The sequence below is a fragment of the Pseudomonas sp. SM4 genome, assembly GCF_051913165.1.
Classification (GTDB): domain Bacteria; phylum Pseudomonadota; class Gammaproteobacteria; order Pseudomonadales; family Pseudomonadaceae; genus Aquipseudomonas.
This window is the reverse complement of the sequence record NZ_JBODOE010000014.1, coordinates 78,698-103,436: the sequence shown is the minus strand read 5'-3', so window position 1 is coordinate 103,436 and position 24,739 is coordinate 78,698. Positions and strand designations below refer to the sequence as shown.

Annotated in this window: 29 protein-coding genes and 1 pseudogene; 13 read left to right on the top strand and 17 right to left on the bottom strand. The window is 60.4% G+C overall.

What is annotated here, in order from left to right; translation table 11 throughout:
* Nucleotides 1–130: 130 nt before the first annotated feature.
* Nucleotides 131–796, top strand: coding sequence for an FKBP-type peptidyl-prolyl cis-trans isomerase (locus ACQ4MY_RS23785; protein ID WP_158832105.1), 666 nt, complete (start codon nucleotides 131–133; stop codon nucleotides 794–796).
* A gap of 59 nt (nucleotides 797–855) precedes the next feature.
* Here ACQ4MY_RS23785 and ACQ4MY_RS23780 read toward each other — a convergent pair whose 3' ends face one another.
* From ACQ4MY_RS23780 to ACQ4MY_RS23745, 8 genes and pseudogenes are all read right to left on the bottom strand, one after another.
* Entirely contained in the window at nucleotides 856–1,314 is a 459-nt protein-coding gene (locus tag ACQ4MY_RS23780) for an Rsd/AlgQ family anti-sigma factor (protein ID WP_064116385.1), read from the bottom strand.
* A gap of 184 nt (nucleotides 1,315–1,498) precedes the next feature.
* The gene (locus ACQ4MY_RS23775) at nucleotides 1,499–2,050 is read right to left on the bottom strand and encodes a disulfide bond formation protein B (protein ID WP_440096666.1); all 552 of its coding nucleotides are present in this window, start codon (nucleotides 2,048–2,050) and stop codon (nucleotides 1,499–1,501) included.
* Between the two features lie 218 nt (nucleotides 2,051–2,268).
* Nucleotides 2,269–3,507: a heme biosynthesis protein HemY gene (locus ACQ4MY_RS23770; protein WP_008084551.1), complete on the bottom strand. Its 1,239-nt coding sequence runs from the start codon at nucleotides 3,505–3,507 to the stop codon at nucleotides 2,269–2,271.
* Nucleotides 3,504–4,649 (bottom strand): uroporphyrinogen-III C-methyltransferase, encoded by a 1,146-nt coding sequence (locus tag ACQ4MY_RS23765; RefSeq protein WP_440096665.1) that lies wholly within the window; start codon nucleotides 4,647–4,649, stop codon nucleotides 3,504–3,506. Before ACQ4MY_RS23765 ends, ACQ4MY_RS23770 begins: the two co-directional genes overlap by 4 nt.
* A 16-nt stretch (nucleotides 4,650–4,665) precedes the next feature.
* Nucleotides 4,666–5,427: a uroporphyrinogen-III synthase gene (locus ACQ4MY_RS23760; protein ID WP_008084556.1), complete on the bottom strand. Its 762-nt coding sequence runs from the start codon at nucleotides 5,425–5,427 to the stop codon at nucleotides 4,666–4,668.
* Nucleotides 5,424–6,365 carry a hydroxymethylbilane synthase gene (gene hemC, locus ACQ4MY_RS23755; RefSeq protein ID WP_008084557.1) on the bottom strand — a complete coding sequence of 314 codons (942 nt, stop codon included), beginning with the start codon at nucleotides 6,363–6,365 and terminating at the stop codon, nucleotides 5,424–5,426. Before hemC ends, ACQ4MY_RS23760 begins: the two co-directional genes overlap by 4 nt.
* A 139-nt stretch (nucleotides 6,366–6,504) precedes the next feature.
* A complete protein-coding gene (locus ACQ4MY_RS23750; protein ID WP_007911111.1) occupies nucleotides 6,505–7,251 on the bottom strand; it encodes a LytR/AlgR family response regulator transcription factor in 747 nt (248 codons plus the stop codon).
* A pseudogene (locus ACQ4MY_RS23745) lies at nucleotides 7,248–7,388 on the bottom strand (sensor histidine kinase); the annotation flags it as partial. The gene ACQ4MY_RS23750 and the pseudogene ACQ4MY_RS23745, both read right to left, overlap by 4 nt.
* Nucleotides 7,389–7,724: 336 nt before the next feature.
* On the opposite strand from ACQ4MY_RS23745, the gene argH reads away from it, so the two are divergent.
* Complete coding sequence (gene argH, locus ACQ4MY_RS23740; RefSeq protein ID WP_440096664.1) at nucleotides 7,725–9,119, top strand: argininosuccinate lyase; 1,395 nt, start codon at nucleotides 7,725–7,727, stop codon at nucleotides 9,117–9,119.
* Nucleotides 9,120–9,238: 119 nt separating this feature from the next.
* Here argH and ACQ4MY_RS23735 read toward each other — a convergent pair whose 3' ends face one another.
* Nucleotides 9,239–9,898, bottom strand: coding sequence for a glutathione S-transferase family protein (locus ACQ4MY_RS23735; protein WP_440096663.1), 660 nt, complete (start codon nucleotides 9,896–9,898; stop codon nucleotides 9,239–9,241).
* Between the two features lie 123 nt (nucleotides 9,899–10,021).
* On the opposite strand from ACQ4MY_RS23735, the gene ACQ4MY_RS23730 reads away from it, so the two are divergent.
* The 3 genes from ACQ4MY_RS23730 to ACQ4MY_RS23720 all read left to right on the top strand — a co-directional run bounded on the left by ACQ4MY_RS23730 (nucleotide 10,022) and on the right by ACQ4MY_RS23720 (nucleotide 13,788).
* Nucleotides 10,022–10,321 (top strand): hypothetical protein, encoded by a 300-nt coding sequence (locus ACQ4MY_RS23730; RefSeq protein ID WP_440096662.1) that lies wholly within the window; start codon nucleotides 10,022–10,024, stop codon nucleotides 10,319–10,321.
* Nucleotides 10,322–10,516: 195 nt separating this feature from the next.
* A complete protein-coding gene (locus ACQ4MY_RS23725) occupies nucleotides 10,517–10,762 on the top strand; it encodes a TIGR02647 family protein (protein WP_008084565.1) in 246 nt (81 codons plus the stop codon).
* A gap of 182 nt (nucleotides 10,763–10,944) precedes the next feature.
* Nucleotides 10,945–13,788, top strand: a complete 2,844-nt coding sequence (locus tag ACQ4MY_RS23720) for a class I adenylate cyclase (protein WP_440096661.1) — start codon at nucleotides 10,945–10,947, stop codon at nucleotides 13,786–13,788.
* A 7-nt stretch (nucleotides 13,789–13,795) separates the two neighbouring features.
* On the opposite strand, the gene rnk is transcribed toward ACQ4MY_RS23720, so the two are convergent.
* The 3 genes from rnk to cyaY form a co-directional block, all read right to left on the bottom strand.
* Nucleotides 13,796–14,215 (bottom strand): nucleoside diphosphate kinase regulator, encoded by a 420-nt coding sequence (gene rnk, locus ACQ4MY_RS23715; protein WP_008084569.1) that lies wholly within the window; start codon nucleotides 14,213–14,215, stop codon nucleotides 13,796–13,798.
* Between the two features lie 257 nt (nucleotides 14,216–14,472).
* Nucleotides 14,473–14,691 carry a DUF1289 domain-containing protein gene (locus ACQ4MY_RS23710; RefSeq protein WP_081500526.1) on the bottom strand — a complete coding sequence of 73 codons (219 nt, stop codon included), beginning with the start codon at nucleotides 14,689–14,691 and terminating at the stop codon, nucleotides 14,473–14,475.
* 4 nt (nucleotides 14,692–14,695) lie between these two features.
* On the bottom strand, nucleotides 14,696–15,028 hold the full coding sequence (gene cyaY, locus ACQ4MY_RS23705) for an iron donor protein CyaY (protein WP_008084571.1): 333 nt from the start codon (nucleotides 15,026–15,028) through the stop codon (nucleotides 14,696–14,698).
* Nucleotides 15,029–15,346: 318 nt separating this feature from the next.
* Between cyaY and lptM the strand changes: the two genes are divergently transcribed.
* The 6 genes from lptM to ACQ4MY_RS23675 are packed head-to-tail and all read left to right on the top strand — an operon-like array spanning nucleotide 15,347 to nucleotide 19,950.
* Complete coding sequence (gene lptM, locus ACQ4MY_RS23700) at nucleotides 15,347–15,523, top strand: LPS translocon maturation chaperone LptM (RefSeq protein WP_003229400.1); 177 nt, start codon at nucleotides 15,347–15,349, stop codon at nucleotides 15,521–15,523.
* A gap of 9 nt (nucleotides 15,524–15,532) precedes the next feature.
* Nucleotides 15,533–16,780 carry a diaminopimelate decarboxylase gene (lysA, locus tag ACQ4MY_RS23695; RefSeq protein ID WP_008084572.1) on the top strand — a complete coding sequence of 416 codons (1,248 nt, stop codon included), beginning with the start codon at nucleotides 15,533–15,535 and terminating at the stop codon, nucleotides 16,778–16,780.
* A gap of 3 nt (nucleotides 16,781–16,783) precedes the next feature.
* On the top strand, nucleotides 16,784–17,614 hold the full coding sequence (dapF, locus tag ACQ4MY_RS23690) for a diaminopimelate epimerase (protein WP_008084573.1): 831 nt from the start codon (nucleotides 16,784–16,786) through the stop codon (nucleotides 17,612–17,614).
* Nucleotides 17,615–17,627: 13 nt separating this feature from the next.
* Entirely contained in the window at nucleotides 17,628–18,353 is a 726-nt protein-coding gene (locus ACQ4MY_RS23685; protein ID WP_008084574.1) for a DUF484 family protein, read from the top strand.
* 2 nt (nucleotides 18,354–18,355) lie between these two features.
* Nucleotides 18,356–19,255: a tyrosine recombinase XerC gene (gene xerC / locus ACQ4MY_RS23680; protein ID WP_440096660.1), complete on the top strand. Its 900-nt coding sequence runs from the start codon at nucleotides 18,356–18,358 to the stop codon at nucleotides 19,253–19,255.
* A complete protein-coding gene (locus ACQ4MY_RS23675) occupies nucleotides 19,252–19,950 on the top strand; it encodes an HAD family hydrolase (RefSeq protein ID WP_440096659.1) in 699 nt (232 codons plus the stop codon). Before xerC ends, ACQ4MY_RS23675 begins: the two co-directional genes overlap by 4 nt.
* 143 nt (nucleotides 19,951–20,093) lie before the next feature.
* On the opposite strand, the gene sutA is transcribed toward ACQ4MY_RS23675, so the two are convergent.
* The 4 genes from sutA to glnK form a co-directional block, all read right to left on the bottom strand.
* Nucleotides 20,094–20,420 carry a transcriptional regulator SutA gene (sutA, locus tag ACQ4MY_RS23670; protein ID WP_007920420.1) on the bottom strand — a complete coding sequence of 109 codons (327 nt, stop codon included), beginning with the start codon at nucleotides 20,418–20,420 and terminating at the stop codon, nucleotides 20,094–20,096.
* A gap of 102 nt (nucleotides 20,421–20,522) precedes the next feature.
* Nucleotides 20,523–20,948, bottom strand: coding sequence for a secondary thiamine-phosphate synthase enzyme YjbQ (locus tag ACQ4MY_RS23665; RefSeq protein WP_007920418.1), 426 nt, complete (start codon nucleotides 20,946–20,948; stop codon nucleotides 20,523–20,525).
* A gap of 216 nt (nucleotides 20,949–21,164) precedes the next feature.
* Entirely contained in the window at nucleotides 21,165–22,502 is a 1,338-nt protein-coding gene (locus ACQ4MY_RS23660) for an ammonium transporter (protein ID WP_310868172.1), read from the bottom strand.
* 38 nt (nucleotides 22,503–22,540) lie between these two features.
* Nucleotides 22,541–22,879, bottom strand: coding sequence for a P-II family nitrogen regulator (gene glnK / locus ACQ4MY_RS23655; RefSeq protein ID WP_002555808.1), 339 nt, complete (start codon nucleotides 22,877–22,879; stop codon nucleotides 22,541–22,543).
* 414 nt (nucleotides 22,880–23,293) lie between these two features.
* Here glnK and ACQ4MY_RS23650 point away from each other — a divergent pair, with 414 nt between their 5' ends.
* Entirely contained in the window at nucleotides 23,294–23,554 is a 261-nt protein-coding gene (locus ACQ4MY_RS23650; protein ID WP_007920416.1) for an accessory factor UbiK family protein, read from the top strand.
* 357 nt (nucleotides 23,555–23,911) lie between these two features.
* Entirely contained in the window at nucleotides 23,912–24,439 is a 528-nt protein-coding gene (locus ACQ4MY_RS23645) for a BRO-N domain-containing protein (RefSeq protein ID WP_440096658.1), read from the top strand.
* Here the strand turns inward: ACQ4MY_RS23645 and ACQ4MY_RS23640 are convergent.
* Nucleotides 24,434–24,703, bottom strand: coding sequence for a HigA family addiction module antitoxin (locus ACQ4MY_RS23640; protein ID WP_440096657.1), 270 nt, complete (start codon nucleotides 24,701–24,703; stop codon nucleotides 24,434–24,436). The two genes, ACQ4MY_RS23645 and ACQ4MY_RS23640, sit on opposite strands and share 6 nt — an antisense overlap.
* Between the last annotated feature and the right edge of the window lie 36 nt (nucleotides 24,704–24,739).

Here is a 24,739-nt window from a genome sequence, read left to right as displayed (position 1 = left end):
GTCATCTTGACAGTATCGAAACGGTTGCGTTGCAACGAAGTGAAAATGTTCTTCGACAAGTCAAAAGCAGTTCACCGTTGCAGACGTTTGCGCTGGCATAATCCACCGCATCTCAGGACGGAGAGTGCCCATGTCGCGCTACCTTTTTTTATCCCTCTGCATGGTTTTTTCAGTGGCTCACGCCGACGAAAAAACCACCGCGAATGACGCTCACGATCTCGCCTACAGTCTCGGTGCAAGCCTGGGTGAACGCCTGCGTCAGGAGGTTCCGCAGTTGCAGATTCAAGCGTTGGTCGAAGGCTTGCAGCAAGCCTATCAAGGCAAGCCGCTGGCACTGAGCGAAGCACGTATCGAACAGATTCTGGCTGATCACGAAGCACAAAATGCCGAACATTCGGCGCAGCCTTCCAGTGATGCCGCGATGGAAAACGAGCAGCGGTTTCTCACGGCAGAAAAAGCCAAGCCGGGCGTGAAGGAATTGGCCGACGGCATCCTCCTGACCGAGCTGACGCCTGGCACTGGCGCCAAAGCCGGGCCGGATGGAAAAGTGCAGGTGTTGTATGTCGGTCGCTTGCCCGACGGCACCGTGTTCGATCAGAACACTCAGCCGCAATGGTTCAACCTCGACAGCGTGATCGCCGGTTGGCGCACCGCTTTGCAAAACATGCCGGTGGGCGCGAAATGGCGCCTGGTGATTCCATCGGATCAAGCGTATGGCGCGGACGGTGCCGGTGACCTGATCGCGCCATTCACACCGCTGGTGTTTGAAGTGGAATTGCGCGGCGCGACCAGTTGAGCAGGCAATAAAAAACGGTGCGCTTTGGGCGCACCGTTTTTTTTGATCGGTAGAAAGGATCAGGCCTGGACCGGATCTTCTTCCTTGTGCGCTGTGTGCAGCACTTCAATCAGGCAGTCTTCGAGTTCGAAGCGCTCGTGCAGCAAACCACCGAGCTCCTTGAATTTCTCGGCAACGCATTTGCCCTCATCACACAGATCGTTGAACGCGAGCAGCTTCTCGGTGATCACGTCGATGCGCGGATAGATTGTCTCGGCGAGTTCCAGGCCGCGCTTGTCGTTGAACGCCTTGGCTTCGCCGGTCAGCTGTTCGTAGATTTCGAAATGCCCGGCCGACACGTAATCGACCAGCACACCGCAAAATTCCTGCAAGGGCTTGCGGCTCTCGGACAGCGACTCAGGCTGTGCACCCAGTTTGTCGTAGGCACCGATCAGATCTTCACGCTCTTGCAACCAGCGGTCGATCAGCAGATGAACTCCACCCCAGCGTTCCTGAGCATTCTGACAACTTTCGAGCATGGCGATCTCTCTTCCCTTGTGGGTCATGCTGCTCTACACCCGCGCCTCTCTTCTGGTTTATCGCTTGGAGTGCGGACGGGCAGAGCGTCATCGAGCAACATAAATCCAATGACACGTGCGGGCCAGATTATGCCCGCACGCCTATGGCTTCAAGGTACGCAGGAGATAAAGTTCATACAAGTGTTTAATCCCTGACCAGCCCCCGGTGCGACGCTTCGCCGCTGAGCGGTCGTTGCAGAGCGTTCCAGACCTGTCGCACGAGTTGAAAAAACGCCAGCACGGAGACGGCCATAAAGAACAGCAGGCTCCACTCTGGAACGCTCAGGTCAAACAGCGTCCAGGAAATTTCCGCGCAATCGGCGCTGCCGTTAAACATCCGCACCGCCGCACACAGCCATGGCAGGTTGCTGAACAAGGTGGCTGGATCGGGTGAGCAGTTTGCCAGCTGTAACACCGGATCGCTCTGCAACAACACCTGTCGCCAGGCCGCAGTGGTTCCGCCGAGGCTCGCACCCAGCGCGGCCACCCAATAGAACGACAGACCGAGGCGTTGCGGGCCGTGCACCGCCGCCAGTCCGCAACAGGCTGTGAGCAGCGTCATGCACAATCGCTGCACCAGGCACAGGCTGCACGGCACCAGGCCAACCGCGTATTCAAGGTAATAGGAAGCTCCCAGGGCAATAGCCCCTGCGGTGAAAGCCATGAAAAACAAGGAGCGTGAGCAGGCCAACGACATGGCTTTTCCGTAACAATAGAGACAGGCAGTTACGGTAGAGGAAAGCGCGTCAGCCTTTCAAGGCGGTGGGCTGGCGACACTTCGGTAAAGGTGTAGGGAAAACCCGACAGGGTAGAGAGGAAAAGGTAAAGCACGCTGTAGGACTTTGCCTTCGAGGCTGATTTGCAGGCAATCAATAGTCGCGAAACGTAAACGAGGGAGCGAACTCCCCCGTGTTTTCAGGCGCGAGCAGGTACCGGCAACGGCGCCGCCAGCAGGCGCTCATCCAACAAACCGAGGCCTTCCTGGAACAGCTGGTTGCTGCGCTCGGTATCACCCAGTTGCGCCAGCAAACGCGCCAGTTCCGCGCAGGTTTCCGGATTGCGCTGCACACGCAGGCTGCTTTCCAGATAATCGCGCGCCTTGCCCCACAGGCTGGTTTGCAGGCACAGACGCCCCAAGGTCAGCAGCAGGCTCGGATCATTCGGATGCTCCTTGAGCCAGCCTTCAGCCGTCTGCAACTGACGCGCCGGATCGCTGCCGCGCACCAGGCCATACAGGCGGGCCAGATGACTGTCGAACTTGCGTTTGATGGCGCCGCGCAAGACTTCCTCGGCTTCCACCTGAGCGCCCAACTGCCGCAGTTGCTCGGCATACGCCAGCACCAGCGGCGATTCCTGACGTTGCGCGGAAGTCAGTTGCTGCCATGCCCGATTGAGCGATTGCAGGCCGACCGTGCCGTCCTCTTCGCGATGCGCCGCCAACGAAAGGTTCTCGCCCCAGGCGCGTCGTTCGAGTTCAGCCAGTTCGGCCGCTGGCAGGACCTTGTCCTTGCGCAGCTCCGGCAGCAGGCGAATCACCGCCGACCATTCACCACGCTGCTGATACAGGCGCTGCAACTGACGCAACGTCTGCGCATTGTGCGGATGACGCTCGTGCATCGCTTGCAGTGTGACCAGCGCCCCATCGGTATCGCCACGATCGGTTTGCAGTTGCGCATGGCTCAAGGCAATCGCCAGTTCGGCCTGCGGCTGACGCTCCAGCGCACGCTCCAGCAGACGGTCGCATTCTTCGTAATTGCCTTGCTCATTGGCGGCGCGCGCAGCGCCGAGGTAGTACAGCAACGGTTGGCGTTCAGCTTCAGCCGCGCGATGCAGATGACGTTGCGCGCTGGCCCAGCGCCCTTCGGCCAGGTCCAGTTGCCCGTGTTCGATCGCCACTTGCACGCGACGGCTGCGGTTGCGCCGTGACCATGGATTGACCACGCCGCTGGAGGTCATCACCAGCTCGACTAACGCCTTGATGCCCCAGATCAGCAGCCACAGCACCGCGATGACCGCCAGCGTTGCCCACAGGCTCGCTTCGTAGCGAAAGCTCTTGTAGGCGACCAGCACGTAACCGGAATGCTGCGCCACCGCAAAACCCAGCGCCGCTGTCGCCGCGATCACCAGGAACACGATCACATACAGGCGCTTCATGGCGTCGCCTCCTGCGCGGAATTGGCGGCAGGCTTGGCAAAAGGTTTCACCGATTCTTCAGCATTGACGTTGCGCCGTTCCAGATACGCCTGCACCGCGCCGAGAGTGCCGGCCAGATCCGGCGTGTTTACCGTGACCGGCTCTTTGCTCAATTCGCCAACCTGCTCCAGCATCACTTTGCTCTGCGGGTTGTCCGGATTGAAATTGCCCTTGAGCACGTCACGCGCCTCGGCCAGTGCCTGGGTATAAACCGGCGCCTGTCCGTTGAGCGCCGCCCACTGCGCCTGCTCCAGCGCCAGGCTCAGGGCCAGACGTACCTGGCTCAGGCTCTGCCCGGCCAGCAGCGGCCGCACATTCTTGTCAGCGTTGAAATCGATACGGATGTAACGCGAAACCTGATCCCACCACTGTGCCCAGCGACTGGCGCCGTCACCGTCGGCGGTCAGGCCCAGCAGCGATTCGCCACGGTCCTTGTACTCCGGCGCCAGCTCGGTGAGGTCAATGACCTGATCGCGCAACGCGCCGAGGCGCAGGAACAGCCCGGTGCGATCCGGCTGCGCGGTGCTGCGCAGGGCCACCAGGGTTTTCGCCACTTGCTCGCGGGCAGCGAAAGAACCAGGGTCGTTCTGTTCGCGGAGAATTTCGTCGGCGCCCTGCACCAGTGCCTGCGCGCTGCTGATGTCCTGCAACGCGGAAAGACGCAGGCTGGCCAGACGCAGAAGGTGTTCGGCCTCGGCCAGACGCCAGTCCTTGCGGCTCGCCCCGAGAACGGTTTCCAGGCGTTGGTTGAGGCGTTGCTGATCGCCCTGAAGCTGCGTCACCAGACGCTGGCGCTCGGCAAGTTCGTCGGCGCCCGGCAACTGCGCGAGGCGCTCGGTCAGACGCTGCTCGTTGAGTTTCAGGCTCTGCGCCTGATCGTTCAGCGCCTGCACCTGGCCCGACTGTTGTTGGGTGTTGGTCTGCAGGTGACGGACCTGCCAGACACCCCAGCCACCGATCGCGACACCGGCAGCACCGAGCAACAGGGCGACGATGGCCAGTCCATTGCCTCGGCGCGGCTCGTTGGCCGGCGGTGGAGTTTCAACCTGCTTTTCAAGCACGACAGGTTGGACATCATCTTTTGGCAAGGCTGTTTCGCTCACGTATCCATCCTTTGCATTAGAGAACGGGCCCGGGATGCTCCCGTAACGCCGTCAGCAAAGCCGCGGCACTCGCGCCGCGGCAATCCACAACTGTTTGAGCCCCGGCGGCACGTGCCAGCTCGGCGACCCTTGGGCTTGGAACAAACAACGGCAGCTGCGCAATCTCGGGCCAGGCATCGCCAGCCATTTCGCGCAGGTGCTCGAAACCCTGTCCACTGCTGACCACCAGCCCGTTCAAGCGTTCCGCTGCGATCCGCTGCGGCAACGCGTGCGGTGCATAGGCTGGCAGGTCACGTCGATACAATTCCAGATACTCGACACTAGCACCTAGCTCACGCAAACGCTCGGCGAGCAGCTCGCGCCCGCCCTGCCCGCGCAGGATCAACACCTGCGCACCGGGCTGGCTGACCGCCTCACGCAGACGCGGCAATTGCAGCAACGCTTCACTGTCATCGCCCTCAGACGGGAAGTGCGCATCGAGGCCGCGATCCAGAAGAATCTGCGCGGTTGCCGCACCGACGCTGAACCACGGCATCGTCAGCGCAGGCGAGCCGCCGAGCAAATCCAGTGCAATGCGCGCCGCCGGTTTGCTGACCACGATCACCGCGCTGCAACCCGGCAACTGCGCAATCGCCTGACGAATCTTGTCAGAGACGGGCAGCGCGACAATGTCCAGGAGCGGCAGACAACTACTGAAAACGCCCTGCGCCGCCAACGTCTCGGCGAGCGCCGCACAATCTTCCGCAGGGCGCGTCAGCAGCAGGCGCCAAGCGGTCACTCGTGACCTGCCTCGCCGTAGACCGCTTTGAGAATGTCGGCGGCGCCCTGGCTCAACAGATCTTCAGCTACCTGCACACCCAATGCTTGGGCATTAGCACGTGGCGCACGGGCTTCAGCGCTGAGCAGCTTGCCACCGCTCGGCTCGCCGACCAGACCGCGCAACCACAACTGCTCGCCTTCGAGCACGGCGTAGCAGGCGATCGGCACCTGGCAGCCGCCATTCAGATGTTTGTTGAGGGCACGTTCGGCAGTCACCCGCGACGAGGTGTCGGCGTGATGCAGCGGGGCGAGCAAGGCGTGGATTTGCGTGTCGGCGCTGCGGCATTCGATACCGACCGCACCTTGGCCACCGGCCGGCAGGCTGTCATCGACACTGATTGCCGAAGTGATGCGCTCTTCGAAACCGAGGCGGATCAGGCCGGCCGCTGCGAGGATGATCGCGTCGTACTCGCCAGCATCAAGCTTGGCCAGACGCGTATTGACGTTGCCGCGCAGGAAGCGGATTTCAAGATCCGGGCGACGCGTCAGCAGTTGCGCCTGACGGCGCAGACTGGAGGTGCCGACGATGCTGCCGGCAGGCAACGCTTCAAGGCTTTCATAGGTATTGGAAACGAAGGCATCGCGCGGGTCTTCGCGCTCGCAGATGCAAAACAGACCGAGGCCTTCGGGGAAGTCCATCGGCACGTCTTTCATCGAGTGGACGGCGATGTCGGCTTCGTTTTCCAGCAGCGCGGTTTCCAGTTCTTTGACGAACAGGCCCTTGCCGCCGATTTTCGACAGTGGCGAATCGAGCAGCTTGTCGCCGCGACTGACCATGGGCACCAGCGTCACCAGCAGGCCCGGGTGGGCCGCTTCCAGACGGGCTTTGACGTATTCGGCCTGCCAGAGGGCCAGCGCACTTTTACGGGTGGCGATGCGGATTTCGCGAGAGGACATGGATCAATCCGTACTGAATAGATACGGCGGATAATAACAGCTCAGCCAAATCCACTTTGACTTGAATCAGAGTCGGCGCGGCCTCCCTGGCCTGCAGTGCCCGATGGAAAGAAGTGTGAGCCGCCCGGAAATGTCCGGATTACAGGCCCTGCATCATTTTGCGCACACCGGCCACGTGCCGACGGCTAACGATCAGCGCATCACCATTGAGGCCTTTGAGGAACAGTTGGAAATGCCCCAGCGGCGTGCGTTGCAGACGTTCGATGCGGTCGCGGGCGACCAGGGCGTTGCGGTGGATACGCACAAAGCGTTCGCCGAATTCGTCTTCCAGAGCCTTCAGTGGCTCGTCGAGCAGCACTTCGCCGGCCTCGTGGCGCAAGGTCACGTATTTGTGGTCGGCAATGAAATAGACCACCTGATCCAGCGGGATCAGTTCGATGCCTTTACGGGTGCGGGCGCTGATGTGGCTGCGCGGGCCGGTGCCACTTTCGGCAGCGGGACGGGTCAGGGCCGAGAGTTGCGCCCGGTTGGGACGTTCCGCCCGTTTCAGGGCGTCATGCAGATGTTCGGTTCGCACGGGTTTCACCACATAGCCCACGGCGCTGGCCTGCAGGGCTTCCACGGCAAATTCATCGGGGCTGGTGCAAAACACCACGGCGGGCGGCGTTTCTCGTTCGCACAGACGGGCAGCAACTTGCAGGCCATCGAGGCCCGGCATGCGGATATCAAGCAGCACGATATCCGGTTTGTGGCTGTCGATCAGTGCCAACGCCTCCTCGCCATTCGTGGCGCTGGGCTCCAGAACTGTATAACCCTCGAGCTCGCTCACCATTCGGCTGAGGCGCTCGCGAGCCAGTGGTTCGTCATCAACGATCAGGACATTCATATTGCGCTGGATTCCTGCGTGAGTCTCGCACAAGGATAGCGTAGACAGGTGAAGTGACGTCCGTCACCGCGATCCACGCTAAGACTAGCCCGAGCGCCAAAAAGTGCCGTACGTCGGCCAGCAATATTTGCCAGTGTCCGGGTCGTACTGCTCAAAGCCCGCTGTTTCCTGCGTTTCTCACGGGGATTGCCGAAGGACAATTACACCCACCCCCCTCTTCTTATAGTCGGCGGCCAGACCTTTGCGCGATCGAAAGTCGCGCCGACCCTTATGTCCTACTGTAGACGCTCGTCGGGCCGATATTGCTCAATCGAAAAATATCCTTGCGCAAATCTTCCGGGCGCAGCGCCGACTATGACTGAGCCAATGAGAAAAAAACGTATCGACCGGTGTCAGCGACAGTCTGGGCAACCCTGTTATTATCCGCGCCAGCGTTTCACGCCTTTTTTCTTCAAGCCGATACGAGCGAATTCATGAGCACTGACAAGACCAATCAGTCCTGGGGCGGCCGCTTCAGTGAACCCGTCGACGCCTTCGTCGCCCGCTTCACCGCCTCCGTCACTTTCGACCAGCGCCTGTATCGCCACGACATCATGGGCTCGATCGCCCACGCCACCATGCTGGCCAAGGTCGGCGTGCTGACCGATGCCGAGCGCGACAGCATCATCGACGGCCTGAACACCATTCAGGGCGAAATCGAGGCCGGCCAGTTCGACTGGCGCATCGACCTCGAAGACGTGCACATGAACATCGAAGCACGCCTGACCGATCGCATCGGTGTCACCGGTAAAAAATTGCACACCGGGCGTAGCCGCAACGACCAGGTGGCCACCGACATCCGCCTGTGGCTGCGTGACGAGATCGACCTGATCCTCGCCGAAATCACCCGTCTGCAAAAAGGCCTGCTGGAGCAAGCCGAGCGCGAAGCTGCGAGCATCATGCCGGGCTTCACCCACTTGCAGACCGCGCAGCCAGTGACGTTCGGGCACCACATGCTGGCCTGGTTCGAAATGCTCAGCCGCGATTACGAGCGTCTGGTCGACTGCCGCAAGCGCACCATCCGCATGCCGCTGGGCAGCGCCGCGCTGGCCGGCACCACCTACCCGATCGACCGCGAATACACCGCACAACTGCTGGGTTTTGACGCGGTTGGCGGCAACTCGCTGGACAACGTTTCCGATCGCGATTTCGCCATCGAATTCTGCTCGGCCGCGAGCATCGCGATGATGCACTTGTCGCGTTTCTCCGAAGAATTGGTGCTGTGGACCAGCGCGCAGTTCCAGTTCATCGATCTGCCGGACCGTTTCTGCACCGGCAGCTCGATCATGCCGCAAAAGAAAAACCCCGACGTGCCAGAGCTGGTACGTGGCAAGACCGGCCGTGTGTTCGGCGCACTGATGGGCCTGCTGACCTTGATGAAAGGCCAACCGCTGGCCTACAACAAGGACAACCAGGAAGACAAAGAGCCGCTGTTCGACGCCGCCGACACCCTGCGCGACTCGCTGCGCGCCTTTGCCGACATGATCCCGGCGATCAAACCGAAGCACGCGATCATGCGTGAAGCGGCGCTGCGTGGCTTCTCCACCGCGACCGACCTGGCGGATTATCTGGTGCGCCGTGGTTTGCCGTTCCGTGATTGCCATGAAATCGTTGGCCATGCCGTGAAGTACGGCGTGGACACGGGCAAGGATCTGGCCGAGATGAGCCTGGAAGAACTGCGCCAGTTCAGCGATCAGATCGAGCAGGACGTGTTTGCCGTGCTGACCCTGGAAGGCTCGGTGAATGCCCGTGACCATATCGGCGGGACTGCGCCGGCGCAGGTCAAGGCTGCTGTAGTGCGCGGTCAAGCGCTGATCGCCAGCCGCTAAACGCTTCGCTGGCAAGCCAGCTCCCACAGGGTTCTTTGCTGGAACACAATTTTGGTTCGACCCAAAGACCTGTGGGAGCTGGCTTGCCAGCGATGACTGACTTCAGAACGCTACAAAAATCACTTCTTGGCAGCGATCATCGCCAAAAACGCTGGCATCGCCGCATCCTTGTCCGCCGCAATCTTCTGCACATGCGGATTCTGCTCAAGCCGCTCCAGCAACGCCTTCGCCTGCGGCATCTCTGCCAGCAAATCAATCCCGAACAGCTTCTGCCCGACCGCACAGGCCAGCGGCACGCTGTAGAGGAAGTACAAATCGGCAATACTCAAGCTGTCGCCCGCCACGTACGGGGCGAATTTGCCGTGTCGGCCCAAGGCCGCAAAACCCAGCAACAATTCAGTCTTGGTCTTTTCCTTGATCGCGTCCGGCAAAGTCATGCCGAAAAATGCTTCGCCATAACAGGCACGCCCCGGCAACTCGATGTACAGCTCGATTTCCTTGGCAATCGCCAACACCTGCGCGCGCTCGAACGGATCGCTCGGCAGCAGCGCTGTGCCTTTCTGGGTCTGCTCCAGGTATTCGAGGATGATCGCGGTTTCGTTGATGTAACCACCATCGACGCCGAGCACCGGCACTTTGCCGCGCGGGCTGATGGTCAGGGACTCCGGGGTTTGCGCCGGGTAGAACGTGACCTCTTCGAACGGCAGGCCTTTTTCCAGCAGCGCCAGCTTGACCATGTTGTAGTAGTTGCTGACTGAGAATCCGTAGAGCTTGAGCATCACATAGCCTCCAGGCCGTGCGGGGTGGGCAGTGCCTGTTTATAGAACGTGCAGGCCAATCCCGCCAGCAGCATCACGCCGCTGAATGCGGGTAAACTGGCGCCTTTCCTTGAGGAGCCTGCCATGAGCGAGCCGACAGACATCGACAATGACAACGACGAAGAAGAGTTCACCGAAGCGACGTTGATCGAAGCCATCGAGAACCAGATCGAAAGCGACAACCCGCCGGCCGCCAAAGCGACGTTCAACAAACTGACCCTGGTCGGCGTTGAGCGCGAAGAAATCCTCAATCTGATGGCGCACGTGCTGGCCTACGAGATTGACGCGATGCTCGATGAAGATCGCGCATTTGATACTGAATGGTACGAAGCGGCGCTGCGTGCGCTGCCTGAGTTGCCTGAGTTGCCGCCAGAAAAATCCTGAATCAAAAGATCGCAGCCTTCGGCAGCTCCTACATAAATCCCCTGTAGGAGCTGCCGAAGGCTGCGATCTTTTTTATGGGGACTACACTGGAATCCGCCTCAAGACAAAATCCCTGATCTGAGCACTGGACATGCCGCAAAAGCGGGTTCACCTTAGGGGCGCTGTCGTCCAATTCCTAGAAAGTCTGGAGTCCTTATGTCGCTTACCCCTGAGTTGGTTGCCGAACTGGAAGTCCTCGCACTCTTTCCCCTGGACAGTTCCCAGGAAGGTTTGAAAATTCATCAGACCGCTGCCCCGAAACATATTTCTGCCGCCAAACGCCTCTTTGAAAAAGACCTGACTGATCAGCCCGATGGCGGTTATCTGACCAGCCTCGGTCGCGATGCAGCACAAAACGTGCAGACCGTGCTGACCATTCTGAGAGAGCAAGAAACCGCCTGATCCTCCCCGACTTCGCCCACGGGAACTCCTGCCACGGGATTTCCGCGGGCCTGCCTGTTCGTCCGCGATAGAAATCTGACGTCAAAAAACAAAATCAGCTAAAAGTCCCGCCGCGCTAAGGCTAAACTGCCTGACATTCCGAGACCCTCTACGTCCGAGCCTGCGAGCCGGTTTGAGCTGACATGACGCGCACCCACGAAATCCGCCCCGACCTGGACGAAGGCATTGACCGCAAAGTCCTCAGCCAACTGCGCGCGCGGTTTCTCAAACTCAATGAAGGCCGCCTTGGGCGCGCCCTCGAAGGGTTGTCGACACGCCAGCAAAGCGTACTGACGCTGCTGCCGCTGTTCTTCCACGTCAACCATCCGCTGCTGCCGGGCTATGTCTCGGGCAGTACGCCGGCTGGTCTGTCTAATTACGAGCCCGACGCCAATGTGCTCGCCGAAGCCCAGCGCCTGACCCGATCGTTTTCTTACAAGCCACGCCACGGCAGCAACCCGCCGCGACCTATTCACGGTCTGTTTCTGATGGGCAGCCTCGGCACGCTGGCGCAGGCCGATCAGAGCGACATGGACGTGTGGGTCTGCCATGCGCCAGACCTCAACGAAAGCGAACTCACTGAGCTGAGCAAGAAATGCCAACTGCTGGAAGCCTGGGCCGCGAGCCAGGGCGCCGAGGCGCATTTCTTCCTGATCGACCCGGTGCGCTTCGTCAAAGGTGAGCGCGACACCCAACTCAGCTCGGAAAACTGCGGCAGCACCCAACACTATCTATTGCTGGACGAGTTCTACCGCACCGCGATCTGGCTGGCCGGGCGCACGCCGATCTGGTGGCTGGTGCCGGTTTACGAGGAAACCGCCTACGACCTGTACACCCACACCCTGCTGTCGAAGCGCTTCATTCGCGCCGACGAAACCCTGGATCTCGGCCATCTGGCGACGATTCCACCGGGAGAGTTCATCGGCGCGGGTTTGTGGCAGTTGTTCAAGGGCATCGAGTCACCGTACAAATCGGTGCTCAAACTGTTGCTGACCGAGGTCTACGCCAGCGAGCACCCGCACGTGCAGTGCCTGAGCCTGCGCTTCAAGAAAGCCGTGTTCGCCAATCAGCTCGATCTCGATGAGCTGGATCCGTACATGGTCGTGTACCGGCGCATCGAGGAATACCTCATTGCGCGCAACGAGCCGGAACGCCTGGAACTGGTGCGCCGCGCGCTGTATCTGAAGGTCAACCGCAAGCTCACCGGCAACAGTCGCACCCAGAGCTGGCAACGTTCGTTGCTCGAACGGCTGGCCAGCGAATGGCATTGGGATCAGCGGCAACTGGCGCTACTCGACAGCCGCAGCCAGTGGAAAGTCCGTCAGGTCAGCGCCGAGCGCCGCGCGCTGGTCAACGAGCTGAATTACAGCTATCGCTTCCTGACTCAATTCGCCCGCACCGAACAGACGGTCAGCCTGATCAACAAGCGCGACCTCAACGTGCTCGGTCGCCGGCTCTATGCCGCCTTCGAACGCAAGGCCGACAAGGTCGAGTTCATCAACCCCGGCATCGCCCCCGATCTGGCCGAAGACACCCTGACGCTGGTGCAATCGCGCAACAAAAAGGAACCTGGGCAAACCCAGTGGGGCCTGTACAACGGCAGCCTCACCGCGCTGGAGTGGGAGCACTTTGCGCCGATCAAGCGCAGCCGCGAGTTGCTTGAACTGCTGACGTGGAGTCACCGCAACGGCGTGATCGACAGCAGCACCCGCCTGGCGCTACACCCTGGCACCAGCGACCTGAGCGAGTTCGAGCTGTTCAACCTGCTCGGCAGCCTGCAACAGTGCATCGCTTTGCCATTGCCCACTGTGGCCGAAGAGCCATTGCTGCGCGCCGCTGTGCCGAGCGAAGTGCTGATGCTGGTCAACGTCGGCGTCGACCCGCTCAAGCATCACCGCGACCTCAACATCCTGATGACCACCGAGCGCACCGACTCGCTGAGCTACGCCGGTGTGCGCGAAAACCTCGTGTTGACCCTCGATCAAGTCACGCTCAACAGCTGGAACGAAGTGCTGGTCAACCGCTTCGACGGCCCGCACGCCCTGCTCGATTGCCTGCGCGATTACCTCAACAACCTGCCACGCGGGCCGTTGCAACCGTCGTTGAAGGTGCGCTGTTTCTGCCACAACCGCGCGCAGTTCATTGCCCGGCGTGTCGAGGAAATCGTCGACACCGCGCAAAACCTGCTGCTCAGTGATTTGAACCACCGCTACCTGATTCAAGTGCAGCAGCACTATCACGTGCTGGAGTTGGTGCCGGGCCAGGTCAACCACGTCGCCCTCGCGACCCTGCCGGCACTGCTCGATTACCTCGGCGAAGAACAGCCGCGCTACAGCCCGCTGCACCTGGACCCGATGGCGCTGGAGGAGCACGACCTCGCGCTGATCCTGCCAATGGGCCAGCCGGAATGCATTCAGGTGTTCTACCGCATCACCGAACAGCAAGCCGAGCTGTACGTATTGGATGAATTCAATGCGCTGTGGCAGCAGCATCTGCCTTATCACGACGAGCAGAGTCTGTTGGTGCCGTTGCAGCGTTTCCTGCAATCGATCCTGTTCCGTCGCGAAGCCGTGTTGCCGATGGACGCCGGCCCGGGTGCCCGTCTCGAAACGTTGTATTACCAGTTATTGCCTTCGGGTCCGGGGCGCGCGCGACGGGTCGAAGCGCGACCAGCACCGCAGACCCCGGTAAACAAGCCGTTCTACGACGTGCAGGCGATCGTCGGCAAAGCCGCACCGGGCGAAGTGCAGGTCACGCTGTATTGCAATCAACGGGAATTCAGTGAGCTGGAACATGGCGACCAGCTGTTCAGCGTGGTCGCCCAGGAGATCGTCGAGCAGCGCCGCGACAGCGAACGCTATCGCTGCTACATCACCGACCTCGACCTCTCGGGCCTGCTCGGTGACGGACAGAGTTCAAGCAATCTGTATCTACGCTACAAGGCTGACCTGGAGCGCGCTCTGAACGAGGCACTCGAACAGGTCTGAAGGCGGGTTACTCGCGGAAATCACCGCCGTTGGCCGGCTGCGATTCGACTTCGAGCAAGGTCAGCTTGAGGGTCTTGCCACCCGGTGCCGGCCAGTCGATGTGTTGACCGACTTTCAGGCCCAGCAGTGCACTGCCGACCGGTGCCAGAATGGAGATCTTGCCTTCGTCGGCGTTGGCATCCTTGGGATAGACCAGCGTCAGGTGGTAGTCCTTGCCACTGCCTTCTTCACGGCAATGCACGCGGGAATTCATCGTCACGACATCGGCGGGCACTTCATCGTGGCCGACCACGTCGTCGGCACGGTCCAGTTCGGTTTGCAGCGCGATCACGCCCGGCGCAGCCTGGTCTTTGTCGTTCAGGCTGTCGATCAGGCGCTCCAGACGTTGCACGTCCAGACGGGTGAGGGTGATGGAAGGTGCGGTCATGATCCGGGCAGACTCCTTTCTTCTGCACAAAAAAGCAAAACCCCGCCAAAAAAGACGGGGTTTTCACCGTGCCTCGGTGGTTTGAGGCGTCTGCGGACACTATCACAGCTCAAAAAATATACAAGTCACCCACTTTTTGCCTGGGTGAAACCCTTGTGGCGAGGGGATTTATCCCCGTTCGGCTGCGCAGCAGTCGTAAAGATTTTGGGGCCGCTACGCGACCCAACGGGGATAAATCCCCTCGCCACAATGGGGTATCAAACAGAATTTTGGCGGGCAGCAGCCTGCTGGCAGATGACCCGGCGTCGCTGATCGTCTGCCGAGCGCCATTCGCGAATGTCCTCGACATGGCGGAAGCAACCCAGGCAGACCTTCTGCTCATCCAGCCGGCACACCCCGCTGCACGGCGAAGGCACGGCCGCGCTGACATTGCTGTAAAGCGGCTTCGGCGGACGAACGGGAGCAGTATCAGTCACGAAATCACAGACCTTCGAAATCGAAGTCGGCGCCGGCCTGCTGCTTGACGATGCGCTCGAGCATTTCGCCCAATTGCTCTTCGCTCTTGTCGCACATCCAGCGCTCGCTTTCTTCGTCGTAATCAAAGTGGAAACCACCGGACACCGCCGCCAGCCACAGCTGACGCAGCGGCTCCTGGCGGCTGAAGATCAGCTGCGAGCCGTTTTCGAACTTGACGGTGAGCACACCGGCCGAGTTCTCCATGTCGATATCCAGGTCGCTTTCATCAAAGATGTCTTCCAGTTTTTCCTGGGTTTCATCGACCAGATCGTGGAAACGGGCTTCGGACAAACTCATTGCGGCAACCTCAAAAAATGTTCTGATCAGGCTCAAGCGCCGAAAGATACGGACGCTGCCGGCCGATTGCAAAGATTAACGACCAAGCACCGATCGGCGTAACAAACCCGGTACCTGTGGGAGCGGGCTTGCCCGCGATGAGGCCGGCAAATTCAACATTGATGTCGATTGAACCACCGCAATCGCGGGCAAGCCCGCTCCCACAGGGTTCTATATGCTGGTGGGCAAGCCCCGCCGGACGGGAAGGCCATCACATAGGCAAGCTGCCGGGTGGCCGGTATACTCCGGCGCAATTAACGCATTTTCAAGGATTTCGCCATGAAGCGCCTGATCTCTTCCCTTGCTGCGCTCGTCGCGGTTGCCTGCCTCGTTTCGGCCTGCGGTCAAAAAGGCCCGCTGTACCTGCCCGATGACGATCAGGACCCGGCCGAGCAAGCCAAATCGTCGCAACAACAGCCTGCCTCCAAGGCGCACAAGCACGACGTTTACCAATAAGGGATCGCCATGGACGCTTTTAACTACCGTGGCGGGGAACTGTTTGCGGAAGGTGTGGCGCTGTCTGCCATCGCCGACCGCTTTGGCACGCCCACCTACGTTTACTCGCGCGCACACATCGAAGCCCAGTATCTGGCGTACGCCGATGCGCTGGCCGGCATGCCGCACCTGGTCTGCTTTGCGGTCAAAGCCAACTCCAACCTCGGCGTACTGAATGTCTTGGCGCGTCTGGGCGCCGGTTTCGACATCGTGTCCCGTGGCGAACTGGAACGCGTGCTCGCCGCTGGCGGCAGCCCTGAAAAAATCGTCTTCTCCGGTGTCGGCAAGACCCGCGACGACATGCGTCGTGCGCTGGAAGTCGGCGTGCACTGCTTCAACGTCGAATCCACCGACGAGCTCGAGCGCCTGCAAGTGGTTGCCGCCGAACTGGGCGTCCGCGCCCCGGTTTCGCTGCGCGTGAACCCGGACGTCGATGCCGGCACCCACCCGTACATTTCCACCGGTCTCAAAGAGAACAAGTTCGGCATCGCCATCGCCGACGCCGAAGACGTGTATGTGCGCGCCGCGCATCTGCCGAACCTGGAAGTGGTCGGTGTCGACTGCCACATCGGTTCGCAACTGACCACGCTGCCACCGTTCCTCGATGCGCTCGACCGTCTGCTGGATCTGGTCGATCGTCTCGGCGATTGCGGCATTCACCTGCGCCACATCGATCTCGGTGGCGGTCTGGGTGTGCGTTATCGCGATGAAGAGCCGCCTTTGGCTGCCGACTACATCAAAGCTGTGCGCGAGCGTCTGAACGGACGTGATCTGGCGCTGGTGTTCGAGCCGGGCCGTTTCATCGTTGCCAACGCCGGCGTGCTGCTGACCCAGGTCGAGTACCTCAAGCACACCGAACACAAGGATTTCGCCATCGTCGACGCGGCGATGAACGACCTGATCCGCCCGGCGCTGTATCAGGCGTGGATGGACGTTACCGCAGTCAAACCGCGTGACAGCGCTGCGCGCAAATACGACATCGTTGGCCCGATCTGCGAAACCGGTGACTTCCTCGCCAAGGATCGCGAACTGGCTCTGGCCGAAGGCGATCTGCTGGCCGTGCATTCGGCCGGCGCCTACGGTTTTGTGATGAGCTCCAACTACAACACCCGTGGCCGCGCCGCTGAAGTGTTGGTAGACGGTGATCAGGTTTTTGAAGTGCGTCGCCGCGAGACCGTGGCCGAGCTGTTTGCCGGCGAAAGCCTGCTGCCGGAGTAACCCATGCTGCTGCGTTTTACTAAAATGCACGGCTTGGGCAATGACTTCATGGTTCTCGACCTGGTCAGCCAGCACGCGCATATTCAGCCAAAGCACGCCAAGCAATGGGGCGACCGCCACACCGGCATTGGTTTCGACCAGTTGCTGATCGTCGAGGCGCCAAGCAACCCGGACGTGGATTTCCGTTATCGGATCTTCAATTCCGACGGCTCGGAAGTTGAGCAGTGCGGCAATGGTGCGCGCTGCTTTGCGCGCTTCGTGCTAGACAAGCGTCTGACCGCCAAGCGGCAGATCCGCGTCGAGACCAAAGGCGGCATTATCGAACTGGACGTACGTAACGACGGCCAGATCGGCGTGAACATGGGCGCTCCACGCCTGGTGCCGGCGGACATTCCGTTCGAAGCGCCAGCGCAAGCCATCAGCTATCAGCTGGAAGTCGATGGCACCACGGTCGAACTGGCCGCGGTGTCGATGGGCAATCCGCACGCGGTATTGCGCGTGCAAGACATCAACAGTGCACCGGTGCATGAATTGGGGCCGAAAATCGAACATCACCCGCGTTTCCCCGCGCGCGTGAACGTCGGTTTTCTCCAGGTCATCGACCGCAACCGTGCGCAACTGCGCGTGTGGGAACGTGGCGCCGGGGAAACCCAGGCCTGCGGGACCGGCGCGTGTGCAGCGGCTGTCGCTGCGATCAGCCAGGGGTGGATGGATTCGCCGCTATTGATTGACCTGCCCGGCGGGCGTCTGTCCATTGAATGGGCAGGCCCTGGCCAACCGGTGCTGATGACCGGTCCGGCAGTGCGTGTATACGAAGGACAAGTGCGTCTTTGAGTGAGCAAAAACCATGACCGATAAGCCTCAGGTACCCGCCCGACAGTCCGACGAATCAGCGTCCGAGAGCCTGGAGGCGGCAGCGGTTGCTGCGTACCTTGAGGCGCATCCGGACTTCTTCGTCGAGCACGAAGAACTGCTGCCCGCCCTGCGCATTCCGCACCAGCGTGGCGATACCGTTTCGCTGGTCGAGCGGCAGATGACTATCCTGCGCGACCGCAACATCGAGATGCGTCACCGCCTCTCGCATTTGATGGACGTCGCCCGCGACAACGATCGCCTGTTCGACAAGACCCGCCGCCTGATTCTTTCTCTAATGGACGCCGCCAGCCTGGAAGACGTGGTGATCAGCGTCGAAGACAGTCTGCGTCAGGATTTTCAGGTGCCTTTTGTCAGCCTGATCCTGCTCGGTGATAACCCGGCCCCGGTCGGTCGCTGGGTCACTCACGCCGACGCCCAGGTCGCCATCGGCGGTCTGCTCACCGAAGGCAAAAGCGTCAGCGGTAGCCTGCGTGAGCATGAGCTGGACTTCCTCTTTGGTGAAGAACAGCGCAAGCAGATCGGCTCAACTGCCGTGGTTGCCGTCAGCCATCAAGGCATCCACGGCATTCTGGCGATCGCCAGCCGTGATCCGCAGCACTACAAGAGTTCGGTCGGTACGCTGTTCCTCAGCTATATCGCCGAGGTCATGGGCCGCGTGCTGCCACGGGTCAACAGCTCCCTGCGCTCGGTACGCTGAACATGGACCGACAACTGGACGCTTACTGCGAACACCTGCGCAGTGAGCGACAGGTGTCGCCGCACACGCTGTCGGCCTACCGCCGCGACCTCGATAAAGTCCTTGGCTGGTGCGTGAAACAGAACATCGGCAGTTGGTCTGCGCTGGACATTCAGCGCCTGCGCAGCCTGATTGCTCGCTTGCATGCGCAGGGCCAGTCCTCGCGCAGCCTCGCCCGGTTGCTTTCGGCGGTGCGTGGGCTTTATCACTATCTGAATCGCGAAGGCCTTTGCGACCATGATCCGGCCACGGGTCTGGCACCACCTAAAGGCGAGCGCCGCCTGCCGAAAACCCTCGACACTGACCGTGCTCTGCAACTGCTGGAAGGTGCAGTCGAGGATGATTTTCTCGCGCGTCGGGATCAGGCGATTCTGGAGTTGTTCTACTCCTCCGGTCTGCGCCTCTCCGAGCTGACCGGGCTCAATCTTGATCAGCTGGACCTCGCCGACGGCATGGTTCAAGTCCTCGGCAAGGGCAGTAAAACCCGGCTGCTACCGGTGGGTAAAAAGGCCCGCGAAGCACTGGAACAATGGCTGCCGTTACGGGCCATGACCAACCCCGCAGACGACGCCGTGTTCGTCAGCCAGCAAGGCCGGCGCCTCGGCCCGCGAGCGATTCAGGTGCGGGTCAAACTCGCCGGCGAACGCGAGTTGGGGCAGAACCTGCACCCGCACATGCTGCGGCACTCGTTCGCCAGCCATCTGCTCGAATCCTCGCAGGACCTGCGCGCCGTGCAGGAATTGCTCGGCCACTCAGATATCAAGACCACGCAGATCTACACCCACCTGGACTTCCAGCACCTGGCGGCGGTCTACGACAGTGCCCATCCACGGGCCAAACGCATGAAAGGCGACGATTCATGAGCATCCAGTTGATCACCTTCGACCTCGACGACACCCTGTGGGACACCGCCCCGGTGATCGTCAGCGCCGAAGCGGTATTGCGCGAATGGCTAAGCGAACATGCGCCGAACCTGGGCGCGGTGCCGGTCGAACATTTGTGGACGATTCGCGAGCGTGTACTGGCTAACGAGCCGGGGCTCAAGCACCGGATCAGCGCGCTACGTCGGCGGGTGTTGTTTCATGCGATGGAAGACGCTGGATATGCCCATGGCGAAGCTACCGACCTGGCAGACAAGGGTTTTGAAGTGTTTCTGCATGCGCGGCATCAGATCGAAGTGTTCCCTGAAGTCGAGCCGATGCTGGAGATTCTCGCCAATCATTACGCCCTTGGCGTGGTCACCAACGGCAACGCCGATGTGCGTCGATTGGGCCTGGCGGATTACTTCAAGTTTGCGTTGTGCGCGGAAGATATCGGCATCGCCAAACCGGATGCGCGGCTTTTTCATGAGGCTCTGCAACGCGGTGGCGCCACCGCCGAAACCGCCGTGCACATCGGCGATCATCCGGGTGATGACATTGCCGGAGCACAACAGGCGGGGTTACGGGCAATCTGGTTTAACCCGGCGGGAAAAGTCTGGGAAGCCGAGCGCCTGCCGGATGCCGAGATTCGTTGCCTGAGCGATTTGCCAGCCGTGCTTGCACGCTGGAACCGCTGAAAAGATCGCAGCCTTCGGCAGCTCCTACAGGGGAACGCATTCCAATGTAGGAGCTGCCGAAGGCTGCGATCTTTTGATCTTTTCATCACCCATGAAAAAGCCCGCAGCGACGGCGGGCTTTTTCAGCAAGCAAGCGGCACGCCTCAGATAGGGCGGCTGCCGTACTTGTTGTCTGGCTTCTTCGGAGGATCGGCGACCACATTGGCCTCCACTTCCTGCACTTTTCCGCCGCGCGACAGGAACTCTTCCATGGCCTTGGCCAGGGCGTCGCGTTCCTTGTTCTTGGCTTCAATGCTCGGCAACTCATCTACCGACACCGCAGCCTTGGCTTTGCCTTTGGCAGCCGGGGCCGGCGTATCGTCACCGCCATCGTCGTCAGCAACGTCTTCCGCTGCCGCTTCCAGGCCTTCCTCGGCCTCGTCTTCGTCGCCTACTTCGAGGTCGTCGTTTTCCAGATCATCGTCGCTCATGTTCTACCTCATGACTTGCGAAAAGCAGATTAGTTATAGACCAGCTTTGGCAACTGTCGAAAGTCGCCGTTAAAAAATCAGTAACCATTGGTGACCAACGGTTTATGCCCCTTCACCGTGCAAGGTGGCGAGGACTTTTCGAGCACCGCCATGATCACGGTGCTCGCCCAGATAAACGCCTTGCCAGGTCCCCAGAGCCAGACGACCTGCCGAAACCGGCAGACTGATCTGGCAACCAAGCACGCTGGCCTTGAAGTGCGCCGGGAGGTCGTCCAGGCCTTCGTCGTTATGCTCATAGCCGTCTGTTCCTTGTGGGATCAGACGATTGAAAAATCGTTCGAAGTCGCGACGGACCGCCGGATCGGCGTTCTCGTTGATGGTCAACGACGCCGAGGTGTGCTGCAGCCACAAATGCAACAGACCGACCCGGCACTCCCTGAGTTCAGGCAGGCCAGCGAGTAACTCGTCCGTTACCAGATGAAAGCCCCGGGGCCGTGCCCGCAGGGTTATCAGAGTCTGTTGCCACATACAGTTCTCCGCACGTTCGGGGCGCATTCTAGCGCGCTCTGGGAAAAAACAAAGGCCCTAATATTCGCTCAATGATGTAAGCCATTGGCCGGTGAAAAACCGCCGTCGTAAACACGACTAAAGGCGTACGAAAAATCCTTTCAGCCTGTCGCTTAATGACAAATCCCGGACAAAAAAATGCCCGGCGAACCGGGCAATTTTTTTCAGTGCGCGTACTTACAGGTTGTAGCCGCGTTCGTTGTGTTGTGCCAGATCGAGGCCAACCGACTCTTCTTCCTCGGTCACACGCAGACCCATCACGGCGTCCAGGACCTTGAGGATGATGAAGGTGACGATCGCGGTGTAGATCACCGTGAAGCCCACGCCTTTTACTTGAATCCAGACTTGCGCACCGATATCGGTGACGGTGCCGAAGCCACCCAGCGCCGGCGCAGCGAACACACCGGTGAGGATCGCGCCGAGAATACCGCCGATACCGTGTACGCCGAAGGCGTCCAGGGAGTCGTCATAACCGAGTTTGCGTTTCAGCGTGGTGGCGCAGAAGAAGCACACCACACCTGCGGCCAGACCGATCACCAGTGCGCCCATCGGGCCCACAGTGCCGGCAGCCGGAGTGATCGCGACCAGACCGGCAACCACACCCGATGCGATACCCAGTGCGCTTGGCTTGCCGTGGGTGACCCACTCGGCAAACATCCAGCCCAGCGCCGCCGCAGCGGTAGCGATTTGGGTGACCAGCATCGCCATGCCGGCGGTGCCGTTGGCCGCCGCAGCGGAACCGGCGTTGAAGCCGAACCAGCCGACCCACAGCATCGCCGCGCCCATCAGGGTGTAACCGAGGTTGTGCGGAGCCATCGGGGTGGTCGGGAAGCCTTTGCGCTTGCCCAACACCAGGCAGCAGATCAGACCGGCCACACCGGCGTTGATGTGCACCACGGTGCCGCCGGCGAAGTCGAGCACGCCCCAGTCCCACATCAGGCCGCCGTTGCCGGACCAGACCATGTGCGCGATCGGTGCATAAACCAGGGTGAACCAGATGCCCATGAAGATCAGCATCGCGGAGAACTTCATCCGCTCGGCGAACGCACCGACGATCAGCGCCGGGGTGATGATCGCGAAGGTCATCTGGAAGGTGATGAACACCGCCTCAGGGAATAGCGCCGCAGGGCCGGTCAGGCTCGAAGGCGTGACACCGGCGAGGAACGCCTTGCCCATGCCGCCGAAGAACGAGTTGAAATTGACGACGCCCTGCTCCATGCCGGTGGTGTCGAACGCAATGCTGTAGCCATAAATGACCCACAGGATGCTGATCAGACCGGTAATGGCGAAGCACTGCATCATCACGGAAAGAATGTTTTTCGAGCGAACCATGCCGCCGTAGAACAGCGCCAGGCCGGGGATGGTCATGAACAGCACGAGGGCTGTCGAGGTGAGCATCCAGGCAGTGTCGCCGGAATTGAGGACCGGGGCCGCCACTTCGTCTGCCGCCATAGCAAGGCCGGGCATTACGATAGACAACAGGGCTCCTAGCCCTGCGAATTTACGCAGAGTCATATTGTTTTCTCCTGGGGCGTTGGGGTTTGTGGCGGCGCTTAGATCGCGTCGGTATCGGTTTCGCCGGTACGGATGCGAATCGCCTGTTCCAGATTGACCACGAAGATCTTGCCGTCACCGATCTTGCCGGTGTTGGCCGCTTTGGTTATCGCCTCGATAACCCGATCCAGATCCTTGTCGTCGATGGCCACGTCGATTTTCACCTTGGGCAGAAAATCGACCACATATTCCGCGCCGCGATACAGCTCGGTGTGACCCTTCTGCCGGCCGAAGCCTTTGACTTCAGTAACGGTAATGCCCTGCACGCCGATTTCGGACAGCGACTCGCGCACGTCGTCCAACTTGAACGGCTTGATGATGGCAGTGACTAGCTTCATGAAAACTCTCTCCCGAATTGGTGGACTTGCCCCAGGAAAACAAACCCGACTCAAGTCTAAGCGCAGTGCCTGGCTTTGTAACGCATCGTCGGCCGTACCTGCCCGACTGACGCCAGCTAACCGCTGCCGACGAAACTCCCCGCTCCGTCTGCCGCACTGCATTCGTCACAGCGACTGCATCAGTGCATGGGTCGAAGGTGACTAAGCAGAAAGCTTGCCATCTCGCCAAAAACCTCTGATTTCAATCCCTTGGCCGCTGCCACACGCCATCCCGTGCAAAACCCCATCCGGATACGCACAACAACGGTGCGTCGCCGTCCGTCCGCCTGCGCGAAAAGCGTGCATCCCTGACCGCGAGATTGACTATAGACACTGCGTGATACACTGCCGGCCATTGTTTCCAGGACATCCACCATGCTCGCGCCCAAAGACTTCCTCGACGCCCTGAGCGGCACCGCCTCCCGCCTCTTCAGCGGCGACACCCCGCTGCCGAAAGCCGAAATCGAAAGCCAGTTCAAGATGCTGCTGCAAAGCGCCTTCAGCAAACTCGACTTGGTCAGCCGCGAAGAATTCGATAGCCAGATGGTCGTACTGGCCCGCACTCGCGCCCGCCTCGAAAGCCTCGAAGCCAAAGTCGCCGAGATGGAAGCCAAGCTGACACCGCCAGCCGAATAACGCATCCCCCTGTAGGAGCTGCCGAAGGCTGCGATCTTTTGATCCTCAGCCCTTCAACCATCCCGGCAACGTCCTACAACCTGCACCACCGCCGTCCGATTGCGCCGAAAAGCCCAGGTTTCTAAGCTCACCCGATGCTGAATGTTCAGCAGCGGGTTTGGCGACCCGAACAGCTTAAGGCGCACGACAACCATGATGGCAGCTACATTACCGCCACATCGTTTCATGGCGGTTGTGCGTGGGAGACCTTCGGGTCTGCCGGGTTCCTTTTGCTCCGGTTCGCCAACCCGCGTACAACTGCCACCCAATCGTTTGGCGACGATTGAGGGCAGCCCCTTAAGCAAGAGGAACTGCTCAATGAATCAAGAAGAGACTTATCTGACCCCGCACATCTTCACCCGCCACAAACTCCCCCTCCACGCCCTCCTCATCCAGAACCAACCCTGGTTCTGCGCCCGAGACCTGAGCCGCCTGCTGCACATCTACCTCAACGAACGCATGCTGCGAAAACTCGACCCCGACCAATACCAAACCCGCAAAACCCTCATCCACAACCAGATCGAAAACACCCTGCTGATCAGCGAATCAGGCATCTACGCCCTCCTCGTCTACCACTACTGCCCCGAATACCGAGCGCTGCGCGAATGGATCACCCACCAAGTCATCCCCACCCTGCGCGACGCCCAACACCCCAGCACAAGCGAACGCCCACACCTGAGCCTGCTCAGTTGGCCGGACATGACATTGAGTTTGTTGCACTGGAATAACCAGCCGTGGATACGGTTACAAGATGTGCCGCTGATGGTGGTGGAACGGGAACAGACCAAGCGCCCAATGACGGGGCCATGGTGGAAAAGAGCTTCGCGAATGCTGCAATCGCTATAAACCCGCATGCCGGAGCTGGGCCCTGCGCAAATCGTAAGTCGATTGGAGATTCATCCAGAACTCAGGCGTAGTGTTGAGACGAGTGGCAAGGCTGATTGCCAGATCGACGCCGATCCCGAGCTGGCATTTCACAAGCTTTTCGATCTCACTTTCGGGCCAGTTCGTGGGCATGGCCAGATCCATGACGGTCATGCCCAACGGCTCCATGAATTCCTTATTCAGAACCTCGCCCGGATGAATCGGGCGCATACCATTGCGGTCCATTTTTCGCCTCCAGAGGCTGCATTGAACGGCCAAACT

What these genes read in the sequence shown, in the direction of transcription:
- ACQ4MY_RS23665 (WP_007920418.1), bottom strand. Translation starts at nt 20,948, where the DNA reads ATGTGGCAACAGACTCTGATAACCCTGCGGGCACGGCCCCGGGGCTTT.
- ACQ4MY_RS23750 (WP_007911111.1), bottom strand. Translation starts at nt 7,251, where the DNA reads ATGAATGTCCTGATCGTTGATGACGAACCACTGGCTCGCGAGCGCCTC.
- ACQ4MY_RS23685 (WP_008084574.1), top strand. Translation starts at nt 17,628, where the DNA reads ATGACCGATAAGCCTCAGGTACCCGCCCGACAGTCCGACGAATCAGCG.
- ACQ4MY_RS23735 (WP_440096663.1), bottom strand. Translation starts at nt 9,898, where the DNA reads ATGCTCAAGCTCTACGGATTCTCAGTCAGCAACTACTACAACATGGTC.
- lptM (WP_003229400.1), top strand. Translation starts at nt 15,347, where the DNA reads ATGAAGCGCCTGATCTCTTCCCTTGCTGCGCTCGTCGCGGTTGCCTGC.
- sutA (WP_007920420.1), bottom strand. Translation starts at nt 20,420, where the DNA reads ATGAGCGACGATGATCTGGAAAACGACGACCTCGAAGTAGGCGACGAA.
- ACQ4MY_RS23675 (WP_440096659.1), top strand. Translation starts at nt 19,252, where the DNA reads ATGAGCATCCAGTTGATCACCTTCGACCTCGACGACACCCTGTGGGAC.
- xerC (WP_440096660.1), top strand. Translation starts at nt 18,356, where the DNA reads ATGGACCGACAACTGGACGCTTACTGCGAACACCTGCGCAGTGAGCGA.
- argH (WP_440096664.1), top strand. Translation starts at nt 7,725, where the DNA reads ATGAGCACTGACAAGACCAATCAGTCCTGGGGCGGCCGCTTCAGTGAA.
- ACQ4MY_RS23780 (WP_064116385.1), bottom strand. Translation starts at nt 1,314, where the DNA reads ATGCTCGAAAGTTGTCAGAATGCTCAGGAACGCTGGGGTGGAGTTCAT.
- ACQ4MY_RS23650 (WP_007920416.1), top strand. Translation starts at nt 23,294, where the DNA reads ATGCTCGCGCCCAAAGACTTCCTCGACGCCCTGAGCGGCACCGCCTCC.
- ACQ4MY_RS23645 (WP_440096658.1), top strand. Translation starts at nt 23,912, where the DNA reads ATGAATCAAGAAGAGACTTATCTGACCCCGCACATCTTCACCCGCCAC.
- ACQ4MY_RS23660 (WP_310868172.1), bottom strand. Translation starts at nt 22,502, where the DNA reads ATGACTCTGCGTAAATTCGCAGGGCTAGGAGCCCTGTTGTCTATCGTA.
- rnk (WP_008084569.1), bottom strand. Translation starts at nt 14,215, where the DNA reads ATGACCGCACCTTCCATCACCCTCACCCGTCTGGACGTGCAACGTCTG.
- dapF (WP_008084573.1), top strand. Translation starts at nt 16,784, where the DNA reads ATGCTGCTGCGTTTTACTAAAATGCACGGCTTGGGCAATGACTTCATG.
- glnK (WP_002555808.1), bottom strand. Translation starts at nt 22,879, where the DNA reads ATGAAGCTAGTCACTGCCATCATCAAGCCGTTCAAGTTGGACGACGTG.
- ACQ4MY_RS23730 (WP_440096662.1), top strand. Translation starts at nt 10,022, where the DNA reads ATGAGCGAGCCGACAGACATCGACAATGACAACGACGAAGAAGAGTTC.
- ACQ4MY_RS23770 (WP_008084551.1), bottom strand. Translation starts at nt 3,507, where the DNA reads ATGAAGCGCCTGTATGTGATCGTGTTCCTGGTGATCGCGGCGACAGCG.
- ACQ4MY_RS23720 (WP_440096661.1), top strand. Translation starts at nt 10,945, where the DNA reads ATGACGCGCACCCACGAAATCCGCCCCGACCTGGACGAAGGCATTGAC.
- hemC (WP_008084557.1), bottom strand. Translation starts at nt 6,365, where the DNA reads ATGTCCTCTCGCGAAATCCGCATCGCCACCCGTAAAAGTGCGCTGGCC.
- ACQ4MY_RS23725 (WP_008084565.1), top strand. Translation starts at nt 10,517, where the DNA reads ATGTCGCTTACCCCTGAGTTGGTTGCCGAACTGGAAGTCCTCGCACTC.
- ACQ4MY_RS23640 (WP_440096657.1), bottom strand. Translation starts at nt 24,703, where the DNA reads ATGGACCGCAATGGTATGCGCCCGATTCATCCGGGCGAGGTTCTGAAT.
- ACQ4MY_RS23775 (WP_440096666.1), bottom strand. Translation starts at nt 2,050, where the DNA reads ATGTCGTTGGCCTGCTCACGCTCCTTGTTTTTCATGGCTTTCACCGCA.
- cyaY (WP_008084571.1), bottom strand. Translation starts at nt 15,028, where the DNA reads ATGAGTTTGTCCGAAGCCCGTTTCCACGATCTGGTCGATGAAACCCAG.
- lysA (WP_008084572.1), top strand. Translation starts at nt 15,533, where the DNA reads ATGGACGCTTTTAACTACCGTGGCGGGGAACTGTTTGCGGAAGGTGTG.
- ACQ4MY_RS23785 (WP_158832105.1), top strand. Translation starts at nt 131, where the DNA reads ATGTCGCGCTACCTTTTTTTATCCCTCTGCATGGTTTTTTCAGTGGCT.